Below are 21,585 nucleotides of genomic sequence, written 5' to 3'. Positions count from 1 at the left end.
ATATAGAAAGGAGAACCCTGAAATGACATATCGTAAGACGGCAGCTCTTCTGTCCATTATTCCAGGAATTGGCCAGTTTTTTAATAAACAATGGGTAAAAGGAATTGCATTTTTATTTTTGGCAGCATGTTATGTAATCGCTTTTTCAGATTTTCTAAACATCGGTCTTTGGGGAATCGTTACGCTTGGTACTGAAGTTCCGCGTGACCACTCAATTTTTCTACTTGTACAAGGTGTTATTTCTTTGCTTGTCGTTGCAATAGGTATCGGGTTTTATGTATTTAATATTTATGATGCTTATCAAAATGGCAAAAAGCGTGATATGGGATTAACACTGAACACTTTAAGAGAACAATATCACAATGTAGTAGATAAAGGCTTTCCGTATTTATTGATTGGACCTGGATTCTTATTATTATTGTTCGTCGTTATTTTTCCGATCATTTTCATGCTTCTTTTATCTTTTACAAACTATGATTTATATCATTCACCGCCTGCTAAATTAGTAGACTGGGTAGGTTTGCAAACATTTACTCAAATCTTCTCACTAGATATTTGGCGTGAAACATTTGTATCCGTATTTGCATGGACGATTATTTGGACGTTTACAGCTACGACATTGCAAGTTGCGATCGGGATTCTTCTTGCCGTAATTATTAACCAACCAGATTTGCGGTTTAAAGGGGTTATCCGTACATTATTAATTCTTCCTTGGGCAGTGCCAGCGTTCGTTTCAATCCTGATCTTTAGCGGATTGTTCAATGATACGTTCGGCGCAATTAATACTGATATTTTAGGAGCTCTTGGAATCGATCCCATACCCTGGATGACAGATCCGTTCTTCACAAAGATTGCATTGATAATGATTCAGTCGTGGTTAGGTTTTCCTTTTATTATGGCTATGACTACAGGTGTACTTCAATCTATTCCGGGTGAATTATATGAAGCCGCGACTGTTGATGGTGCTTCTACGCTGGATAAATTCAGAAAAATTACGCTTCCTATGATTCTATTTGCAATTGCACCAATATTAATCACACAATACACATTCAATTTTAATAACTTTAACGTCATTTACTTGTTTAATAACGGTGGTCCAGCAGTGCCTGATCAAAATGCAGGCGGTACTGATATTTTGATTTCATGGATCTACAACTTAACGATGACGTCTGCTCAATATAGTAAAGCAGCAGCGGTAACCGTAATGCTTTCCATTATTATTATTACAGTTGCTCTTTGGCAATTTAGAAAAACAAAAGCATTTAAGGATGAAGGGATGATTTAATATGAGTATAAAAAAAGCAAAATTTATCCGTTTAACTTTATCCTATCTAGTTCTTATGATTGCCATTGCTGTTGTCATTTATCCAGTACTTTGGGTTGTCGGTTCATCACTCAATCCAGGCAACAGTTTATCAAGCTCTACAATCATTCCTACAAATGCCACATTGGCTCACTACAAAAAGCTATTTGCTGAAACCGAGTATTTAACGTGGTATTGGAATACATTAAAAATCTGTTTCTGTACGATGGTTCTATCTGTTATCTTTATTGGGCTCACAGGCTATGCTTTTTCAAGATATAGATTCGTTGGACGTAAAAACGGCTTGATGACATTCTTAATCTTGCAGATGATTCCACAGTTCGTTGCGATTCTAGCAATCTATATTCTAGCGAATCAAGTTGGTCTTTTGGATACACATCTTGCATTAATTCTTGTATATGTTGGTGGAAGTATTCCAATGAACACATGGCTTGCTAAAGGATACTACGATACGATTCCGAAAGAATTGGATGAGTCAGCACGTATAGATGGTGCAGGACACTTCCGTATTTTTTGGCAGATTATTTTGCCTCTTTCAAAACCAATACTGGCTGTTATCGCACTATTTACCTTTATCGGACCGTTCGGAGATTTTATCTTAGCTTCAATCTTGATCAGTTCAGATGAAAAGCAAACACTTGCTGTTGGATTGTTTAACATGATTTCTAATAAATTCGGTAATAATTTTACACTTTTTGCGGCAGGTTCCGTTTTAGTTGCAATTCCAATCGGGCTTTTATTCCTGTCACTGCAGCGTTTCTTCATCTCTGGGTTAACAGCTGGAGGTACAAAAGGATAAGTAGTCATCAAGGAGGAACGGCGATGGGCAAAAGAATGATTCTCTTGGCTGTCTCGTTTCTTCTTTTTTTATCTGTACAGAATAAAGCGTTTGCAGAAAAAAAGGAAGAACGGACATGGAAAGATGAAAACATTTATTTTATAATGATTGACCGGTTTAATAATGGTGATAAAGAGAATGACTTTGAAGCAGATCCTAATGATCCAACCGCTTATCAAGGCGGGGATTTTAAAGGGATTATGGACAAACTGGATTATTTAAAAAGCTTAGGTGTTACAGCAATTTGGATGACGCCGGTCGTGAAAAACGAACCAAAAGGCTATCATGGGTATTGGACGGAAGATTTTTTTGAAACAGAAGAACATTTCGGAACGAAAGAAGAACTGAAACAGCTCGTTAAAGAATCACATGACAGAGGTATTAAAATTATTCTGGATTTCGTTGTGAACCATACGGGCTATAATCATCCGTGGCTGCAAGACCCCAGCAAAAAGAATTGGTTTCATCCTGAGTTGGAAATTACAAATTGGGATGACCAGAAAAATGTTGAGAACGGATGGCTGGCAGGTTTGCCAGATCTGAACACAGAAAATCCTGCTACGAGAAAGTACTTGCTGGATGCTGCACAATATTGGATTAAAGAAACTGATATTGATGGCTACAGATTAGATACGGTAAAGCATGTACCAAAAGATTTCTGGAAAGAATTTTCTCGGAAAGTGCAGGAAACGAAGCCGGATTTTTATTTGATAGGCGAAGTATGGCACAATGATCCAAGATATATTGCAGAGTACAACAAAGCAGGGATCCAGTCTTTTGTAGATTATCCTTTATTCAATGAAATGGTTAAAGCTTTCAGAGAAAGCGGACAGTCTCTTTCTGAACTGCAATCAGTATGGGAACGAAACAAATATTATTACAACGACCCTTATACATTGGGTAACTTTATTGATAATCATGACAATATTCGATTTGTCCGAGAAGCGCTGCTTAAACAGGAAAATCCTGAAAAAAGGCTAAAACTAGCGCTCACATATTTGTATACTGCACCTGGAATTCCTATTTTGTATCAAGGTACAGAGCATATGATGGATGGGGCACAAGATCCTGATAACCGCAAAATGACGGACTTTAATCAAAACAAGAATATCGAAACATTCACTGCATCACTGGCAAATCTTCGTCAAAAGTACACCGCACTAAGACGAGGTGACCAGAAAATGATAGTAGATGATGGTGCAATAGCTGTATTTAAAAGAAAATACAAAAATGAAACCATTTATGTCGTTTATAACAACGATAAAAAGAAACACACAATAAACTTTTCAGAAAAAGATTTGAAACAGCATAAACTTTTAAATTTATTAAAAGATGAAGAAATAAACGTGAATGATAATAAAGTCTCTATTGAAATGAAGGGTGAAACAGCACAAGTTTTTATTTTAAGAGAAAGTAAAATGAACACGATGTTGTATGTTGGAATCGGACTGGTTCTTATATTTGTTCTCTTTTTATACCTTTTTTTCAAGAGCAAAAAGAAAAGTTCGTAACACTTTACAAACTTTACCAAAAACCATTTCTTTTTTTCTTGTGATTCTATACAATTATGAATGGATTTAGTAAGCGTATACAATGGTGTTTATGAGTAAATAAGGATTTTGAAAGGGGGTCTCATAAATGTCAGTTACCATTAAAGACGTAGCAAAATTAGCAGACGTTGCTCCTTCAACTGTTTCGCGTGTCATTGCCAACAATCCGCGAATATCAGAAAAGACAAAGAGAAAAGTGAAAGAGGCAATGGACTATCTCGGTTATCATCCGAATTTTAATGCAAGGAGTCTTGCGAACAGATCTACGCAGGCGATTGGACTTGTTATGCCAAGTTCAGCAGATAAGACGATGCAGAATCCATTTTTTCCAGAAGTCATTCGGGGCATTAGTACCATGGCCCATGAACAGGAATATGCATTATACATGTCTACAGGAAACACAGAGGAAGAGATCTTTGAAGGTGTAGTCCGCATGGTGCAAGGCCGCCGAGTAGATGGAATCGTGATGCTATATTCTCGTGTGGATGACAACATCATGTCATATTTGCAAGAACAAAACTTTCCCTTCACGGTTATAGGCAAGCCATTTAAAAACGCTGAAAATATTACGCATATTGATAACGATAATTTTAAAGCGGCAGAGGAAATGACTGAGTATTTGCTTTCATTGGGACATGAACGGATTGGTTTTGTTGGAGGTAATTTGAACTTAGTTGTAACCATTGACAGATTGTTAGGTTATGAAAAAGCCATACGAAAAGCTAATATGCCATTAAATGATGAATACATCGTTCATGAAGAGTTTTTAAAAGAGGGCGGACAGGAAGCGATTAAAGAATTGTTGGCCTTAGATAATCCTCCTTCTGCATTAATTGTAATGGATGATTTAATGTCGTTTGGTATTCTGCATACGTTAAATGAGCTTGGTCTTGGTGTACCAGAAGATATTTCGATCGTTAGTTTTAACAATGTAATGTTATCTGAGTTATCCTCACCATCCTTAACGTCAGTAGATATCAACATTTTTCAATTAGGATATGAAGCGGCTAAAGGTTTATTAGATTGTATTCAAAGTCCTAAGCATAATCCTAAGCGTGTCACAGTGCCATATAAACTTGTAAAACGCCAATCATGCGGTAAGTTCTAATAATAAGGCTGTTTTCGTATCCATTGTGGCTCTTAGAAGTTGATTACCACTCCAGGTAGCTCGCTTTCCTCGGAGCGTACGGTGAGCCACCGTGGCGCTTTGCACCTGCGGGGTCCCACCTGTCACACTGATCCCGAGGAGTCTCGCACCTTGCACTCCAATCTACTTTTCAATGAAGAATGATTACTAAAATAACCAAAAAGCAACAATTGTTTAGAAAGCAGCCTAATAAAAAGCCTTTAGCGGTACAGATCTGAAAATCTACTCGCTAGAGGCTTTTTTCTTTGAGAGCCTTGATTATATGAAGTATTGGCTGTGTATCTTTTGCAGTAAAAAAGGATTCAAATGGATTTCCTTTTTCCTTAATTCTTTGTTCCATAACGGGCATTGGGAATAATTCTGGCTTTAAAGTTCTAGACACTTCTTCCCAAAATAAAGGGGCTGCTATTAATGCATCTTCATTTCCTCTAACAGAATAGGGTGCGATAATGGTTTTCCCTTCAGCATGTTGAATATAATCAATATAGCATTTATTACCTCGGTTCTTTTTCAATCGTTCAATTGTAAACCATCGGGGTTCCCGTTCAATCAAATAGTGAGCTAAAAATTCTGTAAATAGACGTGTATCTTCAAAAGATATTTGATTGTCTGGAAGCGGAATGTAGATTTGCATTCCTTTATTACCGCTCGTTTTGACAAATGTCTTTAAGTGAAGATTATCGCAGACTTCTTTAATCATTAAAGCCGCTTCAACAGATAATATAAAATCATTTCTAGACGGAGGATCGAGATCCATAACGATTTCTGAAGGGAACGATGCTTCGGCTAAGCGGAATGGGATATGAAATTCAAAAGCAAGCTGATTGCCTAACCAGATTAAGGTCTGAAGGTTATTGCAGACAATATAGTCAATGTCTTCTTGGCGAATCGTTGATACAAACTCAGGTGCATAATCAGGACAGTTTTTTTGATAAAAACGTTCCTCGCCGACTCCATGCGGATAACGGATTACTGTTAACGCTCTGTTTCTTAAAAACGGGAGGATATAAGGAGCAATTTGAGTTAAGTAATTAATATATTCAATTTTGTTCAAATCCACTTTTGGCCACAAAGGTTTATCAGGGCTCGTAATCGTTACAAGATCACCATTAATTTGTACATTTAATTGTTCTTTTGCAGGCTTTCCCATGTACAATCCTCCCACTTCACATCAAACCGAAACCTTATAAAACGCGGTTGTCTTAGTTGCTCTTTGTACAATTCCAAAAAGGAAAGTTCAACGCATATAGAAGGTTTTATCTCGATAAACGAACCTCTTCGCGCACTTTGATTTTTTTTCACGATTTGAACTAATGCTTCTTTCTCTTCATCTGTAATCCCATGAGCAAACAATCCGATGAAAGTAACGATTTTTTCTTTTAAAATTCCTACATGAAAGAATCCATTTTCGGTATCAAGTCCAAGAAGAAAAAATGTTCCCATTTTAAGGTTTTTTACTTTGATCCAAGAAGGAGTTCTAGCAGCTGTTGACCATTTACTCATTGTCTTTTTCGCTACGATTCCTTCACCATGATGATTTACAACCAGCTCTTGTATATGACTTAAGTCGGTTGTAAATGGAATGTAATTGAATGGGGAATCAATCGATATTTCTTTAGCAGGTATATCCATTTCACCAAAAATCTTGATCAATACTTCTTTTCTTCTCAAAAAAGGTTCATTACAAATGTTTTTTCCGGTTATCGTAAGAAGGTCAAACGCACAAAAAGATGAAGGGAATGCGGAAGAGGCGTGTTTGATTTTTGCACGGGATTTGAGTCTTCCTCTTTTTTGAACCAGTTCAAAACTGGCTTTGAATGGATTTTCCAAAATGCATAATTCTCCATCAATTAAGAATGGGAAATAAGGTGATAATTTTTTTGTATAAACAGATAGAAATGCAGGGATTTCAGGGAAAATTTCATGTAAAGGATGGCCATTTCTTGATGTCATGATAATCGTATTCTCATCCCAATAAAGCAGACACCGAAATCCATCATATTTTACTTCATAAACCCAATTTACTCCGACTGGCAGTGTTTCCGCTAAAGTGGGGAGCATTGGTTTTAAAAAATGCTGTTTCATTAAGAGCTAGATGCTTTCTTTTTGTTCGTTGATTTTTTCTTTTTGGTACTCTTTTCTGAAGCTTCTTGTTGTTCTTTCGTCTCTTTTCCTTTTGTTTCTTCTCTTTTTGTGTCTTTTTCTTTCCCTTTACTTTCATTGATCGAAGCTTGCAGTGCTTCCATTAAATCCACAACATTCGATTTCGGTTTTTCTTTAGAGATTTTAACTTCATTGCCAGAAATTTTTGTATGGATTAGTTCAAGAACAGCTTCTCGGTATTCATCTTCATATTTTTCCGGTTCAAATGGCGCGGTTAACTGTTCAATAAGCTGCTTAGCCATGTCCAGCTCTTTATCATTAAGAGATACTTCGTCAGTTAAGCCTGGAACATGGTCTACGTTTCGTACTTCATCCGGATAAAAAATCGTTTCCAGAACTAAGCCGTTTTTATAAACGCGAACCGCTGCCAAATGTTCTTTAGAGCGAAGAGTAAATTTTGCTAATCCGATTTTCCCGGTGTCTTCCATAGCTTTTTTTAGAAGAGCAAAGGATTTTGTTCCGTTTTCTCCAGGACCAATAAAATAAGAACGGTTATAGAAGATAGGATCAATTTCTTCTAATTGTATAAAATCAATAATCTCTATGGATTTATCTGAGACACCAGCAAGTTCGTCAAGTTCCTCTTTTTCGACTACAACAAATTTGCCAGGTTCATATTCATATCCTTTTACGATTTCTTTTGCGTCAACTGTTTCCTCACATGAAGGACAAATCTTTTCATATTGAACAGGAGTATGACATTTTTCGTGTAAATATCTCATTTTAATGTCTTTGTTTTCTGTAGCAGCAAATAACTTAATCGGTATATTTACTAAACCGAAGCTAATTGCACCTTTCCACATCGTATGCATGAATATCATCCTTTCACGGTCTTTTAGTACTTAGTGTTTGAATTAATGTCGTTTCCTCCTCATGTATATTTTTCCAAGTGTATACACATTTCGACAATTCATTGTAGATTTTGCAAATATACTTCATAATGGATGAAGAGATTGTATGGGTAGAGGGTGAATACATTGGCAGAGTGCGATACTCAAGTAAAAGGGAATAAGAATCTCGCTCAGTTTTTACTAGAGCAGAAGTCAAATATTGTTGATATGTGGCTAGAACACGTGCTGCTTCCGCAGAATGACCCTTTTTATACAGAAGTTAAATCGAACGGGTTACAAACGATAGATGAATTAATTTATTTTTTAGAGAGCGGGTCTCTGGAACATGTAGGAACGCTTACAACTAAAATGGCCAAAGAACGTATAGAGGCGAAAGCGAACATCGGGGATTTTGTTCATAACATAAATATAGGCAGAAGCATAGTATATGAACTTTTGATGTGTTCATTATTGAAAGAGCAGGAAAAAGGGGAAGGCGTACTTCTGATGCAGCGCTATTTTGATCATTTATTGTTATTAAGCGTTGAGCACTATACATCTTTGAAGGATTCCATAATCGAAGACAAAAATCAGTTTATACAAGAAATGCATCATGATAGACTAACTATGCTTGGCCAGATCGCAGCCAGTTTTGCACATGAGTTTAGGAATCCGCTCACTTCGGTAAAAGGATTTATTTATTTGCTGCAAAAGGAATTGGAGAAGACAGAGCAATCAGAGTATTACTTTGAAATTATTCAAAATGAGATGCTTAGTCTTGAAGAAAAAATTAGTCAGTTTTTATATTTATCCAAAATGAGGGGCCTTGAGGACAATCTTGTTAAAATCCCTTTTACAAAATTGATTAAAGAAATGTTTGCATTTATGTATCCGCGATTTACTGAAGCAAATATTATCGTTCATCTAAAATTGAACGAAGAAGTATATATTAATGGTGACAGCTCACAAATCAAGCAAGTTCTACTTAACATATTAGTCAATGCCGTTGAAGAATTAAGCGAGTGGAATGGCGAAAGAAAAATCGAAGTGACATTAAAAAAGAAAGAAAATCATGTGGAACTTTCGATTTGCAACAACGGAAAACCGATTCCAGATTATTTATTAGAAAATGTATTCCAGCCATTTGTTACGACCAAATCGCTTGGCACGGGCCTTGGACTGTCTGTCTGTAAACAAATTGTTGAGAAACATAACGGAACCATTGAAGTAAAATCAAAAAAGGAATTTACGTGCTTTACGATTTCGTTTCCAATGGTTTAATGACAGAGCAGCATAAGAAAAGGCAGCCCAGTTGGGTTGCCTTTTTTAATATGAGTTGACTTTTTATAAATGGTCAGGCTTCTTCGAGTATGGCTGTTTGCCTTTTTGTTTGGTCGCCATCTCAGCTTCGTTTTTCAGCTGATTCATTGCCTGATTGTCTTCGGGTCTCTTATCGTTGTCTTTTGTATATCGATGTGTCATGTTTGAATCCCTCCTGTCACTAACATCTGTCAGAAGGGAATCGTTTATACGTATGTTTTAAGATTCTTTTAATGGTGTATTTAAAAAGAATAATGCAATCGTGCCTGGTCCAGCATGTGCTCCGATGGCACATCCGATCATCGTAATCAGGATGTTTTTATTTCCTGTTTCTTCAATAATCATTTCTTTAAGAGCCTGGGCAGTCTCAACATCATCTGCATGACTGATTCCAATTGTTGAAATATTATCCGTTGTTTGCGATCTTTCTTTCATGATTTCAACCATACGGCCTAACACTTTTTTCTTGCCTCTTAATTTCTCAAGAGGGAAAAGCTTTCCGTCTTCCATGTGCAATACAGGTTTTATTTTTAAAAGAGTACCCATCACTGCAGCTGTTTTGCTTATTCTGCCGCCACGCAATAAATATTCAAGGTCATCTACGGTAAAAATAAGTTCAAGGTGCTCTATGTAGTGATTTAGGGTATGTATTATTTCGTCAAACGATTTGCCGTCTTTAGCTTGTTTAGCGGCTTCATATACCATTAAACCGTATCCTAAAGAGGCAGCCTGACTATCAAAGACTTCGATATTAGCATCAGGATATTCTTCAAGCACTTCATTTTTCATAAGTACAGCTGTCTGGTATGTACCGCTAATACCAGAAGACAGTGTGATGTATATTGCAGACTCTCCCTTTTTTGCGATAGTTTCCAGTGTTTCTTTAATAAGAGCAGGAGGTACTTGTGCAGTCTTTGGAGCTGCACCATCTTTCATATATGTATAGAGCTGTTTGGGTTCAATCGTTGAACGATCGAAGTATTCTTCGTTGTTAACTTGAACGACTAGCGGAAGCATGATGATATCCAGCTCGTCCATGATTTGTTTCGGCAGATCGGAACCTGTATCAGTAATTATATGTATCATTTTTTCACCTGCTTAATGGCTTTTTTTATAGTTTACCTTGTGTTGGAATGAAAAGGCAATGCTCATGTTTATAAAATAGGAAATCTGGCTATTGACGCGGTTCTCGCTTTTCTGGTAAAAATGAATCTTGGATGTCGAAAGGAGGACCCATATGATAAGAGATCGTTTTCGTATTTCTGAACTTGGAATTACTGAAATGAAGAAAATATTTTTTATAATAGTTGGGGCAATTTTAAATGCTGTTTCATTAAACATGTTTTTAATTCCTGCAAAAGTCTATGCAAGTGGATTTACAGGGATCGCTCAGCTTTTATCTTCACTACTCGAAAATACAAGTTTTCCTATCACAACAGGTATTTTATATTTCGTTTTTAACATTCCAGTTTCTATATTAGGATGGTATAAGGTAGGAAAGTCCTTTACGGTATACAGTTTTTTTAGTGTACTTATGATTACATTTTTCTTGCAAGTTATTCCGATCACTGTTGTATCCACTGACATATTATTAAATGCCGTATTTGGCGGTGTAATTGCTGCTCTTGGTGTAGGAATAACATTGAAATATGGTGCTTCAACAGGTGGATTAGATATCATTGCAATGGTATTATCCAGAATGAAAAACAAGCCGATCGGCGGTTACTTTTTCATTTTGAATGGCTTAATTATTTTAGCTGCAGGTTTCTTGTTCGGCTGGGAAAAAGCGCTATATACACTTGTAGCACTTTATGTATCCTCAAGGGTCATCGATACAGTCCATACACGTCACGAGAAATTGACAGCGATGATCGTCACGAAGAAAGGAAAGGAACTGCAGGAAGCTATACATGGTCAGATGGTAAGGGGAATTACGATTATTCCTGCGAAAGGGGCATTTTCTAATCAAGAAAAAGAGATGCTCATCATCGTTATTACACGCTATGAACTGTATGATTTGGAGCAAGTCTTAAAAGAAGTCGATCCAAATGCCTTCACGAACATTGTTCATACCACTGGCATCTTTGGATTCTTCCGCAACGACGGCTAGGGGACAGACCCCATACAAATACAAATACCGCATTTGTATACGTGGCACGGACAAAAAGTCTGTGCCACGTATTTTTTTTACTTTAAGAAAGTATAACTTGTTAGCAGGATGAATTACGGGACGCAGTGACAAGTTTAGGTTTAAAGTATAAGTGCAACTAAGGCTGACGGATAAGGTTTGGCGGCAGCCGAGTTTTCTTTATGAATCTTTTCGTTAAAACAGCCATATAAAGGTAAAAATGAATTTAAAGGCGGTGATTTGATTGAAGCGTTGGGGAAGTTTAGATAGGGTTGTTCCAATCTTTTTATTAGCTTTACTGTTTACCATTTTTTCAGGATGCGTAAACGATAAAGATAAGAAGCAAACTCATAAACAACAAGTTAGTTCTCAGTTAAGCCCAGTACTTTCAATTCAACAAAGGAATGAAGAAATTTCATTTTTAATCGCATTAGAAAATAACAGCAATCATACTGTTACCTTAACATTTCCGACCTCAAAAATGTTTGATATAACTGTCACCGATACGTCTGGAAAGAAACAGTTTAGGCATACAGATAATAAACAATACAGTGAAAATCCTGAAAAAGTTGCAATTAAAGCAGGAGACAGCCATATTTGGACATCGAGCTGGAAATTAGCACCTGGTCGAAACGGCGGAATCTATAAAGTAAATGCAGAAGTTCTACCGGAAAAAATATCACCAGGCTCCTTAAAAACTGAAACGCTAACTATGGAAGAAACGTTAACACTGCAGTCACCAGCAGGAAAACTAGAAAATAATTCGTTCCGTAATATTCATTTCACTGGAACTGATGGGAAATATAAAGTAACAGGAGAGGCGAGGGTGTTTGAGGCTGCATTTGCCTATACTGTTACCGACGGACATCAAGTTTTTGATGAACAGCATAAACAGGCTTCTGCAGGAGCACCAGCTTGGGCGACTTTTTCATTTGATGTTCATATACCAGAGGATGAATTGCCGATTAATGGTACATTAATACTTGAATTGTACTATTTCAGTCCAAAAGACGGATCAAAAACAGATGTTCTAGCAATTCCGCTGCAAACTTTTAAATAGCTGTTCGAAAAAAATGTAAAATACGAGCGCAATATGGAAAATATGAGACAACATAAGAAATACCTGCACAAAACATTAATACAATCGTAATTCAAAAAAGCAGCCCTTCGATAAAATCAAAGGAGCTGCTTCTTCATTTTTTTACGCGTTTTCTTCTAAAGCTTTTTGAATCTCGGGCATAAGTTCGTTCCAATCACTGTCGTTCGTTTTATTAACCGTAATAAAGTTCTCAAAACCGAAGATCGATTCTACACCATCAATTGATAGCAGTGCTTTTGCAAGTGGTGAGTCCGAATCGTCTCCTGCCCGGGCAGATAATCTGCCTTCTAAAAATTTTTCAGATGCATCAAACTTAATTGCGTTTGGATTTGGTGTAGGCTGGATCGAAAATTCAACTGCCATAATAAACACTCCTTCTATTATTAAAAATGAAATGCATACCTTTTTGAGATAATATCATGAAAATCAAGGGAATTATACAAATGCTTTGTAACCGAATTGTTTATTCCCGTTTCAAGCTCAATAGATTTTATACCGTCTCTTTCAGCCCAATAGATCAAATGAAGAAGCAGTTTGCGGGCAATACCTCTGTTACGGTGCTCTTCATGTACAAAAAGATCATTTAGCCATAAGTACGGTCCGCCGATTCGAATACTTACACCTAGATTGAAAAACGCCAGGCCAATAATTGAGTCTTCATCCTCAGCAACAATAATCCCGCTTTTATCCGGGTTTTCAAGGGCCAGCTTAATTCCAGTAATGGTACGAGAATGTTCTTCAGGTTCACCATCCATGGTTCGCTGCTGCAAAAACAGCTGAGCAATTTCTTCAATGTGATTAGATTCTACGTCATTCGTAACACGATAAATTTTCATACAATGCCCCCAGATAACAAAAACATATATACTTCTACAAAAACATACATTACTCATTATATCAAATTTAATCATCCCATGACGTTTGAGAAATGGAATTTTCTTTCGAATAATGTAAGAAGGATTACAAAAGAGGAGATGTGTGGGTATGAAGACATTGGTTTGTTTCGGTGATAGTATTACATCAAAAGAAAAGAGTGAAGATGGCTCCTTAAGACTAACATCTCGATTAAGACAAAAGCTCACAGAATGGGTAGTAATGAACGCAGGTATACCAGCAGAAACAACGAGGGCAGCTCTAGTTCGTCTGCAGGATGACGTTTTGCGGCATGAGCCCGATTATGTAACAATACTTTTTGGTGCAAACGATTCCAGTGATCATCGGCTAATTCCGCTGAAAGAATACGAAAAAAATTTAACTTATATGGTAAATAAAATAGGACCTCAAAAAGTGATTTTAATTAGTCCTGCTCCTGTGTTTGAAGAGAAGCAAAAAGCCCGGACCAACATACGAATGAAAAACTATGCCCAAATCGTAAAAAAAGTTGCTAAGCACGAAGGAACAGCATATGTACCTCTTTTTGAAACATTGGATACAAAAGATATTCAACATTATTTAATTGAGGATGGACTTCACTTTAACAATTTTGGCTATGAAGAATTATACGAACTTGTCTTACGAAAATTACAAATATTATCTGGTATAGCTAATCCAAAAAAACAGCTTTCTCCTTGATAGAGAAAGCCGTTTTTCGTTAATTGTGCTGATTATTATCAAAAAGATCTTCTACAGAATTAGCTCCAGCTTCTTCCTGTACCATTGAAGTTGAAGTAGCTCCTGCTTGTGAAGTTCCAGGGTTTGTATGTGCATCAAGCTCTTGCTGAAGTTCTGCAAGCTGAGCACGCTCCGCATCTGATGAATTAGCCATTGCTGAAGAAAGCGCGTTTTGTGCAATCTCCAGGTCATGACCAGAAAAATTGGAATGAGCTTCTGAATGTGCACTTCCTTCATTAGAAGAACCTTGAAACTTTCCAACCGCATTTTGGACAGCACTTCTAGCCATTTGGAATAATCGGTTTGCCATGTTTATATACCTCCTAGTGCATTTCTTTCTTCTTTTTCTCTTTTTCTTTCTGTTTGTTCATCTTTGCTGAATGCCATTGTTGTTTCTTGGCTTACCATATCAGCACCTTGCTTGATGGAACGTTTTGAACGGCTTTTTTTGCTCATGTGAAAATACCTCCTTTTCTCCCGTAACATTAGTTTTTACCGATTAAATAACATTATGTAATATAAGAAATTGGAAGGCTGTCATAAAATAAAAAATCTCCGGTAAAGGATACCGAAGATTCTTACTAAAACTAATTATTCATTTAAACAAGAGCTAGAACTTCAGTTAAATAATGAGCGACCCCGTCTTCTTCATTTGTTAAAGTAACGTAATTTGCTCGTTCCTTCAATTCATCAATAGCATTTCCCATTGCAACTCCGTGTCCAGCGTATTCAATCATTTCAAAGTCATTGTCTTCGTCTCCAAAAGCAACAATTCGTTCCTGAGGAATATTGTAATAAGCAGCTATTTTTTCTAGACCTTTTGCTTTGTTGATACCGGAACGAATTACTTCAATGATATTCCATGGAGCAGCCCAAACTCTTTGGTCGATAACTTCAGCATGTTCTTTTTCCAGCATGGATCTTAATTCACTAATGTGATGATCTTCAGGATGGACGAGAATAGCTGTTGGATTTTCAGTTAAAGTCTTGTGAAGATCACCGATATGCAGCGGATTTTCATCCATGATAAAGGTATTAACGATTACTTCATCATGTTTTTTTAAATAAACATCATCCAAAACCTCAACCATTATATTTTTCACATGAAAAGTTTCGCACGCTTTAATGATTCTTTTTGCCACATCAAGCTCGAGGGGTGAATGATGAATACCAAACTTAGCATCATGAGGATGGTGCACGAAAGCTCCATTGAAGTTAACAATCGGAGAATTTAATTCGAGTTCCTCATAGTACATATTGGAAGAGCGATAAGGTCTTCCTGTTGAAATACAGACATGATGACCTTTTTCCATCAGTTTAAATAATACTTCTTTAGTCTTTTTCGAAATTTTCTTATCATCTGTTAATAAAGTACCATCAAGGTCCAGTGCAATTAAGTATGGTTGTGTCACGAATGTACCTGCCTTTTTATATATGAATACTTAAAGTGTAATATTTTCCCTAAAAAAAGTCTAATGATATAAAACGTCATTCATGTAAAAGGAACTGTGACATGATAAGATGGAAAAAATGAGAAAGAGAGAAGGAGATACACGTGGTTTCGATTAAAAGAGAAGCAGTCGGGAGTATTCCCTTTATAATGGCTGAGAAACATGAAAATGCCGGGAAACCTTTGCCGCTTTTCATTTTTGTTCATGGATATACAAGTGCAAAAGAACATAACTTGCATTTTGCTTATACATTAGCTGAAAGAGGAATGCGCGTCATTCTGCCAGATGCAATGCACCATGGAGAAAGAGTGGATGATCATACAGCAAAAAGAAATGATTATGATTTTTGGAATATTGTTGCTCAAGGGATACAAGACGTAGGAATCCTTATAAATTGGGCGAAGGATCGAACACTCATTTCAAACGGGGAAATTGCTTTAGGCGGAACATCCATGGGAGCCATCATAACATATGGTTCACTTGTACAGTATCCTGAGATTAACGCTGCTATTGCTTTAATGGGCACACCAGCTCATGAAGCTTTTGCAAAATGGCAAATTGAAAGAATTGAAAATGCAGGTCATAAGCTTCCGTTTTCTGATGAAGAGTTAACAAAAACTTACGAGTATTTAAGAAGTTTTGACCTTACACAAAATTATGAGAAATTAAACAAGCGGCCATTGTTTATTTGGCACAGTGAAGTAGATCAAGTTGTCCCGTATGAATTTGCAAAGCCATTTATTGAAGACTTAATCGTACAAAATGAGAAATCTGTTTACATGAACGATAAAACTTCGGGTCATAAAGTTTCACGTCCTGCTTATTTGAATGCAGTTGATTGGGTCCTGGAAAATATTAAAAAAACAAAAGAAACGGTGTAGACATTACCCCGTTTCTTCGAGTTTTAACCGGTATGATTTTTTTGGCTGATACATATGATCAATTTCATCAATTTGTTTTTGCAGAGAATGCATAATCCGGAAAGTCCAAACCCCGTATTCGTTAAACTCTTCAGGGATGTCGGTAATGGTTATTTTATTGCCGCTTCGATGGTAATATTCATAAGAAACTTTCATAAAAACAACATCCTTTCAATTGAATTAAATAAATCATATCAAATATAATCAGAAAAGTAAATATATTCTGACTATTTAAAAGGAGGAAACATATGCCGGTAGAAAAAAGAACCCCTATACCTGTTGGAGATGCTGTGAAAAAAATCTTGGAAAGGACAGAAACATGGGGAACAGAAACCGTTGCTATAACCGATTGTGATCAGCGAATATTGGCAGAAAACCTCATAGCATCGAATGATGTGCCTCCTTTTCATCGATCGCCTTATGATGGGTTCGCGATTTATTCCAATGATACGAGAGAGGCATCAGAAAACAATCCCGTTACATTGCAAGTTTTAGAAACAATAGGTGCGGGACAAGTGGCAAAGCATAATGTAAGAAGCGGAACTGCCATCAGAATAATGACGGGTGCTCAAATTCCGGTTGGTGCAGATGCTGTGATCATGCTTGAATTAGTAAAAGAAGCAAGTGAAAACGGACAAACTTTTATAGAGATCAAAAGGAAAGTTAATAAAAATGACAATATCTCATTTCAAGGAGAGGATACGAAAGAAGGGGAATTGTTAGCGGAGAAAGGTACGGTTATTACTCCTGGAATTGTTGCGCTGCTCGCAACATTCGGCTACCATTCAGTGTCTGTTTTTAAAAAACCAGTTGTCGGGATATTATCTACCGGCACAGAACTTTTAGAAGTAAATGAAACATTACAACCGGGAAAAATTAGAAACAGCAATGCCTATATGACTGCAGCCCAAGTAAAGGCAATGGGAGGACAAGTTAAGCTTTATCAGCATAGAGAAGATGACTTTGAATCATTGTATGAAGCAGTTACAGAAACTCTAAATGAATCTGATCTTGTCATAACCACTGGCGGCGTTTCTGTTGGAGATTACGACTATCTGCCGGCTATCTACAAAAAATTAGGTGCAACTGTCCTATTCAACAAGGTTGCGATGAGACCGGGAAGTGTTACGACTGTAGCAAAATACAAAGAAAAATGGCTCTTCGGTCTATCAGGGAATCCTTCTGCTTGTTTTGTGGGCTGTGAGCTTTTCGTGCGTCCAGTCATTTTAGCAGGTATGAATTATAAAACACCACATTGTTCATTATACAAAGCGACACTTGCCGCCGACTTTTCGAAAGCAAATCCGTTCACCCGATTTGTTCGGGCAAAATTATCAATAGGAATTAATGAAAACACGGTTAAACCTGCAGGTCTGGATAAATCAAGTTCAGTTTCATCCCTCTTGGATGCTAACGCTTTAATCGTCTTGCCCGGCGGAACTAGAGGATGGGAGAAAGGCAGCCAAGTCGGAGTTCTCTCATGGGATGGGGAAGGGAGTGAGTGGCCATGGGATTCCCCGTTATTCTCCAAATCATCGGATATCAAAACAGCGGGAAAACAACGGTAATCACTTCTTTATTGGAACGTTTAACAAAGATGGGGATAAGAACAGGTGTAATTAAGCACCATGGTCATGATTCTACTCTTCCTTTCAATGACTCCGGTAAAGATACAGATCGTCATAGAAAAGCAGGTGCAATTGTTACAAGTGTTTCATCAGATGCGAATACTATCATATACATGGATCACTCTTTGTCGCTCGAAAACACAATCGAAATGTACAAATTATTAGACATGGATTGCGTTTTGATCGAAGGTTATAAACAAATGCAATACCCTCGGGTTGTGCTTTGCAGAAATAATAAAGATAAAATGTTAATCGAGAATTCATTAGTTCCAGTTGTCATAATTAGTGATAAAAGTTTAGATGAAAAATATCCATTTCCCTTTTTTTTATATGAAGATCAAATACAATGGCTGCCCTTTTTAATGGAATATATAAATAAGGAAATGAGTAAGGGGAAAGAAAGTAATCATGAAATTCTTTAATATATGTAAAGAACCCATTGATAATCAAAAAGTAATAGACCAAGTTATACACCAAAATGCTGGTGCAGTTTCTGTTTTTATAGGAACTGTAAGGGAAATGACAGGGGATAAACAAACAAAATACCTTGAATACGAGGCTTATGTTCCTATGGCAGAAAAGCAGCTTGAAAAAATTGGAGAAGAAATTAACGAGAGATGGCCAAATGCCAAAACAGCCATTACCCATCGAATAGGAACTCTCCAAATTTCGGATGTTGCTGTAACGATTGCCGTGTCAACTCCTCATCGGCAAGATGCGTTTGAAGCGAGTCGCTATGCAATTGAGCGCATAAAGGAAATAGTTCCGATATGGAAAAAAGAACATTATATCGATGGAGAAGAATGGGTCGGCAACCAAAAGGGAACGAAACATTATCCACAGGGTCACCCTGAAAGGAATGAATAAGAATTATGGTACGTGTATTACTATTTGCAGGTCTTGCACAGCAAGCGGGCACGCAAGAATTATCACTAGTAGTTAATGATCCAGTAACCATCAAGGAAATAAAAAAGAGGCTTCAAGAAAAAATAGGAAAATTAAACGGACTGGACCATTGTCTAACAGCAATTAATGAAGAATATGCGGATGACTCTTCAACTGTGGATGCAGGAGATACGTTAGCGTTTATTCCCCCAGTAAGCGGAGGGTGAATCCATTTAGGAATTTGACGATCGGTAATCGTTGGATTCCTTCTTCATTTCTTCAACACATGTAAAGCAGAACGTTTCACCGGAGTCACTGACCTCTGCTTGGAAAAAACCATCCATGCAAAACAATTCTTTTTCACAACGAACACATTTGCCTACCAATTCCTTCATTTGTTTTGCCCTCCCTTTTTTAAGACAATTTGCACTTTTCATTCGGGATATCGATTTGAAAACCACGAAAGAATTCTCTTCATATCTGATACATTTCTTGATTGTTCTAAAAATAAATAACTCACTTATTCCTTCTCCAAGTTGTATGAATTCCCTTTTATAACTTATCTGTGATTGCATACATATAGACACTTGAACCAACTCTTTTCCGAATGAATAGGATAGGTTAAAAGGAGGGTGTGTTATGTATCCATATAATATGGGGAACTTTCCAGGTCAATCATCGGGTGGACAATTTGGTTTCGGAAACAGCAAGTCTCCATTTAAAAAAATATATAAAACCTGTTTGAAAAATAAAGATCAGCATGTTCAGCTTATGTTAATCGACGGGGTAACTTATAACGGATTCATTGAATACGTTGATCAGCAGAATGTTTATTTCGCGATTCCATATCTGCAAAATCAAATGAATGATGTGCGGAGTTCTGATATGCAATATAGCGTTTCGGGTTATCAGATACAACGATGTATGTTTCCGCTTCATGCAGTAGCGGGAGTAAACCCAGCTTATTAGATGGTTTCATAAGAGTGTGTATCTTTTCTTTTTTTTAGCAAGTGTTATCAGGCAAAGGGCGGGTAACCTATAAAAGAAAGGAGGCATACCAAATGGGTCAGCATAGACATTTTACGCACGGTCAAAAAGCACCAAACAATGGTATGTATGTGGAGATTGGTGAAACAGGAAGCATGGTAAATGATCCTAAACAAATTCATTTATCAGCAGGAGACCGTTTTCCGGAAACGACCAACCATAACCGGGTCTGGACATATAAAAGAAAACCTTAACCTGATACCATGTCAGCACAATATAATGTAAAAATAAAAAAACCCGGATATTTAAACCCGGGTTTTTGACGTTTCTTGGGTTAAACTTCCTCACTTTGTGAAGGTAAAATTTCTCCAAGAACGGAAATAACAACTGCAAAAATAACACCAAAGATTGAAGCTTTAACAAGATCAAAAGTACCGCCTTGCATTGATACTAAAACATAATACATCATATTACTTAATAATAAAGACCAGATAAACGTCCAAATGTAACGCATGCTCACATTCACCTCTTTATGTAAACGAATTCTTTTTCTTCCCTCCTGTATAGTAACAAATGTTTGGAAAAAGGAAAAGATTCTTTGCGAATTTAAACATATAAATAAAAGTAATTTTCATAAAATGTTCAAGCTTAACAGGAAAGTCAAGCTAATATAAAGAAAAAGGTAACAACAGCAGCAGTATTTAGCTAATTAAAAATGAAACATGGGGGTTTTTTCACATGGATCAAAAAAAGGAAGAACTAAAAGCGTTAGAAGAACAGGATGAGAAAAATCTTACGCCACAAGGGAAAGAAACATTGGATCAGCTTAAAAAGGAGCTGAATTCTTAAATTTGTAGGCAAATAACTTTAGCTAAATTTTTTCCTCTGCATACATTAGTTAAGAACCGCTAATGAGAGGGGAGAACTGTGAGTATCGATAAACGCTGCTTCCAAATAGACAATCAATGGAACATCATCCATCTGCCATATCGGCCAAATGGTTTTGCTGTTATGATCATAGGTGATTGCAGTCATTATGTTGATGAACATACAAGTCTTTGGAAACAAAATACGGAGCGCGCCCATCTCATTCAATCTTTGAAAGAGCAAGGCTATACCATTTTTTATTCTAACCTTTACGGCCGTCATTGGGGAAGTCCTCAAGCTGTCATCTTGGCAAAAAGACTTTATCATTATGTGATGAAGCATGAAATTTTAAATCCGAGTATTCACGTGATCGCCGAAGGTATGGGAGCACTTGTAGCTCTTCAATTAATGGAAGAAATGGAAGGGCAAATTCGATCAGCGCTTTTTATAAACCCGTGTATTGACTTGAAACATCATTTTAATCATGAAAAACAAAACCGGCTTTTTTTTAAAAGACTCGTACGTGAATTAAGTAACTCTTACAAAATAACACAAAAAGAAGTACCTGAATTTATAGATACAATAACTGATGTGAGTGATTGGCAGGCTAAAACGCCAGTGAAAATTTTTCACGCAGCAAGAGGTGTTTTATTCAGCTTTAAAGAACATAGCAGAGTGTATGAAAGAAAGAGGTTGGAAATCAAAGCCCCCATCTCTTTATCCCTTCATGTTCCAGAGCGAACGTTTAATCCAGCAAACGCCTTCAGTGAATATTTTAAAGAACACGAAAAAGTGCTTTAGACCTCATTACTTGAAAAATATCGGTAATGAGGTTTT

General features: G+C 36.9%; 29 protein-coding genes. 16 read left to right on the top strand and 13 right to left on the bottom strand.

What is annotated here, in order from left to right:
* Window positions 1–22 precede the first annotated feature (22 nt).
* From RGB74_RS12055 to RGB74_RS12040, 4 genes are all read left to right on the top strand, one after another.
* Window positions 23–1,285, top strand: a complete 1,263-nt coding sequence (locus RGB74_RS12055; RefSeq protein WP_310759549.1) for a carbohydrate ABC transporter permease — start codon at window positions 23–25, stop codon at window positions 1,283–1,285.
* 1 nt (window position 1,286) lies between these two features.
* On the top strand, window positions 1,287–2,123 hold the full coding sequence (locus tag RGB74_RS12050; RefSeq protein WP_310759548.1) for a sugar ABC transporter permease: 837 nt from the start codon (window positions 1,287–1,289) through the stop codon (window positions 2,121–2,123).
* A gap of 23 nt (window positions 2,124–2,146) precedes the next feature.
* Window positions 2,147–3,673: an alpha-amylase family glycosyl hydrolase gene (locus tag RGB74_RS12045; protein WP_310759547.1), complete on the top strand. Its 1,527-nt coding sequence runs from the start codon at window positions 2,147–2,149 to the stop codon at window positions 3,671–3,673.
* Between the two features lie 127 nt (window positions 3,674–3,800).
* Window positions 3,801–4,820 (top strand): LacI family DNA-binding transcriptional regulator, encoded by a 1,020-nt coding sequence (locus RGB74_RS12040; RefSeq protein WP_310759546.1) that lies wholly within the window; start codon window positions 3,801–3,803, stop codon window positions 4,818–4,820.
* Window positions 4,821–5,088: 268 nt separating this feature from the next.
* On the opposite strand, the gene ligD is transcribed toward RGB74_RS12040, so the two are convergent.
* Genes ligD through RGB74_RS12025 form a run of 3 tightly spaced genes read right to left on the bottom strand, consistent with a single transcriptional unit; the run spans window position 5,089 to window position 7,834 of the window.
* Window positions 5,089–6,009: a non-homologous end-joining DNA ligase gene (gene ligD / locus RGB74_RS12035; protein ID WP_310759545.1), complete on the bottom strand. Its 921-nt coding sequence runs from the start codon at window positions 6,007–6,009 to the stop codon at window positions 5,089–5,091.
* Complete coding sequence (locus RGB74_RS12030) at window positions 5,982–6,944, bottom strand: ATP-dependent DNA ligase (RefSeq protein WP_310759544.1); 963 nt, start codon at window positions 6,942–6,944, stop codon at window positions 5,982–5,984. Before RGB74_RS12030 ends, ligD begins: the two co-directional genes overlap by 28 nt.
* Entirely contained in the window at window positions 6,944–7,834 is an 891-nt protein-coding gene (locus RGB74_RS12025) for a non-homologous end joining protein Ku (protein WP_310759543.1), read from the bottom strand. The genes RGB74_RS12030 and RGB74_RS12025 overlap by 1 nt, the downstream gene beginning before the upstream one ends.
* A 165-nt stretch (window positions 7,835–7,999) precedes the next feature.
* Here RGB74_RS12025 and RGB74_RS12020 point away from each other — a divergent pair, with 165 nt between their 5' ends.
* On the top strand, window positions 8,000–9,133 hold the full coding sequence (locus RGB74_RS12020) for a histidine kinase N-terminal domain-containing protein (RefSeq protein ID WP_310759542.1): 1,134 nt from the start codon (window positions 8,000–8,002) through the stop codon (window positions 9,131–9,133).
* Window positions 9,134–9,196: 63 nt separating this feature from the next.
* Here the strand turns inward: RGB74_RS12020 and RGB74_RS12015 are convergent, their stop codons facing one another.
* Window positions 9,197–9,334, bottom strand: coding sequence for a DUF3941 domain-containing protein (locus RGB74_RS12015; RefSeq protein WP_310759541.1), 138 nt, complete (start codon window positions 9,332–9,334; stop codon window positions 9,197–9,199).
* Window positions 9,335–9,391: 57 nt separating this feature from the next.
* On the bottom strand, window positions 9,392–10,258 hold the full coding sequence (locus tag RGB74_RS12010) for a DegV family protein (RefSeq protein WP_310759540.1): 867 nt from the start codon (window positions 10,256–10,258) through the stop codon (window positions 9,392–9,394).
* A 196-nt stretch (window positions 10,259–10,454) separates the two neighbouring features.
* Here RGB74_RS12010 and RGB74_RS12005 point away from each other — a divergent pair, with 196 nt between their 5' ends.
* A complete protein-coding gene (locus RGB74_RS12005) occupies window positions 10,455–11,282 on the top strand; it encodes a YitT family protein (protein ID WP_396136068.1) in 828 nt (275 codons plus the stop codon).
* Between the two features lie 262 nt (window positions 11,283–11,544).
* A complete protein-coding gene (locus tag RGB74_RS12000) occupies window positions 11,545–12,360 on the top strand; it encodes a BsuPI-related putative proteinase inhibitor (protein WP_310759538.1) in 816 nt (271 codons plus the stop codon).
* Window positions 12,361–12,501: 141 nt separating this feature from the next.
* Here the strand turns inward: RGB74_RS12000 and RGB74_RS11995 are convergent, their stop codons facing one another.
* The gene (locus tag RGB74_RS11995) at window positions 12,502–12,762 is read right to left on the bottom strand and encodes a NifU N-terminal domain-containing protein (RefSeq protein WP_310759537.1); all 261 of its coding nucleotides are present in this window, start codon (window positions 12,760–12,762) and stop codon (window positions 12,502–12,504) included.
* Window positions 12,763–12,782: 20 nt separating this feature from the next.
* Window positions 12,783–13,235, bottom strand: a complete 453-nt coding sequence (locus tag RGB74_RS11990) for a GNAT family N-acetyltransferase (protein ID WP_310759536.1) — start codon at window positions 13,233–13,235, stop codon at window positions 12,783–12,785.
* A 148-nt stretch (window positions 13,236–13,383) separates the two neighbouring features.
* Here RGB74_RS11990 and RGB74_RS11985 point away from each other — a divergent pair, with 148 nt between their 5' ends.
* A complete protein-coding gene (locus RGB74_RS11985; RefSeq protein ID WP_310759535.1) occupies window positions 13,384–13,971 on the top strand; it encodes a GDSL-type esterase/lipase family protein in 588 nt (195 codons plus the stop codon).
* A 19-nt stretch (window positions 13,972–13,990) separates the two neighbouring features.
* Here RGB74_RS11985 and RGB74_RS20120 read toward each other — a convergent pair whose 3' ends face one another.
* The 3 genes from RGB74_RS20120 to RGB74_RS11970 all read right to left on the bottom strand — a co-directional run bounded on the left by RGB74_RS20120 (window position 13,991) and on the right by RGB74_RS11970 (window position 15,422).
* Complete coding sequence (locus RGB74_RS20120) at window positions 13,991–14,320, bottom strand: DUF3813 domain-containing protein (RefSeq protein ID WP_396135965.1); 330 nt, start codon at window positions 14,318–14,320, stop codon at window positions 13,991–13,993.
* Window positions 14,321–14,322: 2 nt separating this feature from the next.
* The gene (locus tag RGB74_RS11975) at window positions 14,323–14,466 is read right to left on the bottom strand and encodes a hypothetical protein (RefSeq protein WP_310759534.1); all 144 of its coding nucleotides are present in this window, start codon (window positions 14,464–14,466) and stop codon (window positions 14,323–14,325) included.
* 143 nt (window positions 14,467–14,609) lie between these two features.
* Entirely contained in the window at window positions 14,610–15,422 is an 813-nt protein-coding gene (locus RGB74_RS11970; RefSeq protein WP_310759533.1) for a Cof-type HAD-IIB family hydrolase, read from the bottom strand.
* Between the two features lie 143 nt (window positions 15,423–15,565).
* On the opposite strand from RGB74_RS11970, the gene RGB74_RS11965 reads away from it, so the two are divergent.
* The gene (locus RGB74_RS11965; RefSeq protein WP_310759532.1) at window positions 15,566–16,342 is read left to right on the top strand and encodes an alpha/beta fold hydrolase; all 777 of its coding nucleotides are present in this window, start codon (window positions 15,566–15,568) and stop codon (window positions 16,340–16,342) included.
* A 3-nt stretch (window positions 16,343–16,345) separates the two neighbouring features.
* Here the strand turns inward: RGB74_RS11965 and RGB74_RS11960 are convergent, their stop codons facing one another.
* Window positions 16,346–16,537: a hypothetical protein gene (locus RGB74_RS11960; protein ID WP_310759531.1), complete on the bottom strand. Its 192-nt coding sequence runs from the start codon at window positions 16,535–16,537 to the stop codon at window positions 16,346–16,348.
* Window positions 16,538–16,629: 92 nt separating this feature from the next.
* Between RGB74_RS11960 and glp the strand changes: the two genes are divergently transcribed.
* The 4 genes from glp to moaD are packed head-to-tail and all read left to right on the top strand — an operon-like array spanning window position 16,630 to window position 19,121.
* Complete coding sequence (glp, locus tag RGB74_RS11955; protein ID WP_310759530.1) at window positions 16,630–17,949, top strand: molybdopterin molybdotransferase MoeA; 1,320 nt, start codon at window positions 16,630–16,632, stop codon at window positions 17,947–17,949.
* On the top strand, window positions 17,889–18,431 hold the full coding sequence (gene mobB, locus RGB74_RS11950; protein ID WP_310759529.1) for a molybdopterin-guanine dinucleotide biosynthesis protein B: 543 nt from the start codon (window positions 17,889–17,891) through the stop codon (window positions 18,429–18,431). The genes glp and mobB overlap by 61 nt, the downstream gene beginning before the upstream one ends.
* The gene (locus tag RGB74_RS11945; protein WP_310759528.1) at window positions 18,418–18,876 is read left to right on the top strand and encodes a molybdenum cofactor biosynthesis protein MoaE; all 459 of its coding nucleotides are present in this window, start codon (window positions 18,418–18,420) and stop codon (window positions 18,874–18,876) included. Before mobB ends, RGB74_RS11945 begins: the two co-directional genes overlap by 14 nt.
* Before the next feature lie 5 nt (window positions 18,877–18,881).
* Complete coding sequence (gene moaD / locus RGB74_RS11940) at window positions 18,882–19,121, top strand: molybdopterin converting factor subunit 1 (RefSeq protein ID WP_310759527.1); 240 nt, start codon at window positions 18,882–18,884, stop codon at window positions 19,119–19,121.
* A 6-nt stretch (window positions 19,122–19,127) separates the two neighbouring features.
* On the opposite strand, the gene RGB74_RS11935 is transcribed toward moaD, so the two are convergent.
* On the bottom strand, window positions 19,128–19,289 hold the full coding sequence (locus tag RGB74_RS11935) for a hypothetical protein (protein WP_310759526.1): 162 nt from the start codon (window positions 19,287–19,289) through the stop codon (window positions 19,128–19,130).
* A 244-nt stretch (window positions 19,290–19,533) separates the two neighbouring features.
* Here RGB74_RS11935 and RGB74_RS11930 point away from each other — a divergent pair, with 244 nt between their 5' ends.
* Window positions 19,534–19,863 carry a hypothetical protein gene (locus tag RGB74_RS11930; protein ID WP_310759525.1) on the top strand — a complete coding sequence of 110 codons (330 nt, stop codon included), beginning with the start codon at window positions 19,534–19,536 and terminating at the stop codon, window positions 19,861–19,863.
* 92 nt (window positions 19,864–19,955) lie between these two features.
* Window positions 19,956–20,135, top strand: coding sequence for a YjzC family protein (locus RGB74_RS11925; protein ID WP_310759524.1), 180 nt, complete (start codon window positions 19,956–19,958; stop codon window positions 20,133–20,135).
* Between the two features lie 80 nt (window positions 20,136–20,215).
* On the opposite strand, the gene RGB74_RS11920 is transcribed toward RGB74_RS11925, so the two are convergent.
* A complete protein-coding gene (locus RGB74_RS11920; RefSeq protein WP_310759523.1) occupies window positions 20,216–20,395 on the bottom strand; it encodes a YjzD family protein in 180 nt (59 codons plus the stop codon).
* A gap of 413 nt (window positions 20,396–20,808) precedes the next feature.
* On the opposite strand from RGB74_RS11920, the gene RGB74_RS11915 reads away from it, so the two are divergent.
* The gene (locus RGB74_RS11915; RefSeq protein WP_310759522.1) at window positions 20,809–21,549 is read left to right on the top strand and encodes an alpha/beta hydrolase; all 741 of its coding nucleotides are present in this window, start codon (window positions 20,809–20,811) and stop codon (window positions 21,547–21,549) included.
* Window positions 21,550–21,585: the final 36 nt, after the last annotated feature.

It is taken from the genome of Bacillus sp. NEB1478 (assembly GCF_031582965.1).
GTDB lineage: Bacteria > Bacillota > Bacilli > Bacillales > Fictibacillaceae > Fictibacillus.
This window is presented reverse-complemented; position numbering and strand designations above follow the sequence as displayed.

Coding starts and splice junctions, on each gene's coding strand:
- RGB74_RS12055 (WP_310759549.1), top strand. CDS start 23: ATGACATATCGTAAGACGGCAGCTCTTCTGTCCATTATTCCAGGAATT.
- RGB74_RS12050 (WP_310759548.1), top strand. CDS start 1,287: ATGAGTATAAAAAAAGCAAAATTTATCCGTTTAACTTTATCCTATCTA.
- RGB74_RS12045 (WP_310759547.1), top strand. CDS start 2,147: ATGGGCAAAAGAATGATTCTCTTGGCTGTCTCGTTTCTTCTTTTTTTA.
- RGB74_RS12040 (WP_310759546.1), top strand. CDS start 3,801: ATGTCAGTTACCATTAAAGACGTAGCAAAATTAGCAGACGTTGCTCCT.
- ligD (WP_310759545.1), bottom strand. CDS start 6,009: ATGGGAAAGCCTGCAAAAGAACAATTAAATGTACAAATTAATGGTGAT.
- RGB74_RS12030 (WP_310759544.1), bottom strand. CDS start 6,944: ATGAAACAGCATTTTTTAAAACCAATGCTCCCCACTTTAGCGGAAACA.
- RGB74_RS12025 (WP_310759543.1), bottom strand. CDS start 7,834: ATGCATACGATGTGGAAAGGTGCAATTAGCTTCGGTTTAGTAAATATA.
- RGB74_RS12015 (WP_310759541.1), bottom strand. CDS start 9,334: ATGACACATCGATATACAAAAGACAACGATAAGAGACCCGAAGACAAT.
- RGB74_RS12010 (WP_310759540.1), bottom strand. CDS start 10,258: ATGATACATATAATTACTGATACAGGTTCCGATCTGCCGAAACAAATC.
- RGB74_RS12005 (WP_396136068.1), top strand. CDS start 10,455: ATGAAGAAAATATTTTTTATAATAGTTGGGGCAATTTTAAATGCTGTT.
- RGB74_RS11995 (WP_310759537.1), bottom strand. CDS start 12,762: ATGGCAGTTGAATTTTCGATCCAGCCTACACCAAATCCAAACGCAATT.
- RGB74_RS11990 (WP_310759536.1), bottom strand. CDS start 13,235: ATGAAAATTTATCGTGTTACGAATGACGTAGAATCTAATCACATTGAA.
- RGB74_RS11985 (WP_310759535.1), top strand. CDS start 13,384: ATGAAGACATTGGTTTGTTTCGGTGATAGTATTACATCAAAAGAAAAG.
- RGB74_RS20120 (WP_396135965.1), bottom strand. CDS start 14,320: ATGGCAAACCGATTATTCCAAATGGCTAGAAGTGCTGTCCAAAATGCG.
- RGB74_RS11975 (WP_310759534.1), bottom strand. CDS start 14,466: ATGAGCAAAAAAAGCCGTTCAAAACGTTCCATCAAGCAAGGTGCTGAT.
- RGB74_RS11960 (WP_310759531.1), bottom strand. CDS start 16,537: ATGAAAGTTTCTTATGAATATTACCATCGAAGCGGCAATAAAATAACC.
- glp (WP_310759530.1), top strand. CDS start 16,630: ATGCCGGTAGAAAAAAGAACCCCTATACCTGTTGGAGATGCTGTGAAA.
- mobB (WP_310759529.1), top strand. CDS start 17,889: ATGGGATTCCCCGTTATTCTCCAAATCATCGGATATCAAAACAGCGGG.
- RGB74_RS11945 (WP_310759528.1), top strand. CDS start 18,418: ATGAAATTCTTTAATATATGTAAAGAACCCATTGATAATCAAAAAGTA.
- moaD (WP_310759527.1), top strand. CDS start 18,882: ATGGTACGTGTATTACTATTTGCAGGTCTTGCACAGCAAGCGGGCACG.
- RGB74_RS11935 (WP_310759526.1), bottom strand. CDS start 19,289: ATGAAGGAATTGGTAGGCAAATGTGTTCGTTGTGAAAAAGAATTGTTT.
- RGB74_RS11930 (WP_310759525.1), top strand. CDS start 19,534: ATGTATCCATATAATATGGGGAACTTTCCAGGTCAATCATCGGGTGGA.
- RGB74_RS11925 (WP_310759524.1), top strand. CDS start 19,956: ATGGGTCAGCATAGACATTTTACGCACGGTCAAAAAGCACCAAACAAT.
- RGB74_RS11920 (WP_310759523.1), bottom strand. CDS start 20,395: ATGCGTTACATTTGGACGTTTATCTGGTCTTTATTATTAAGTAATATG.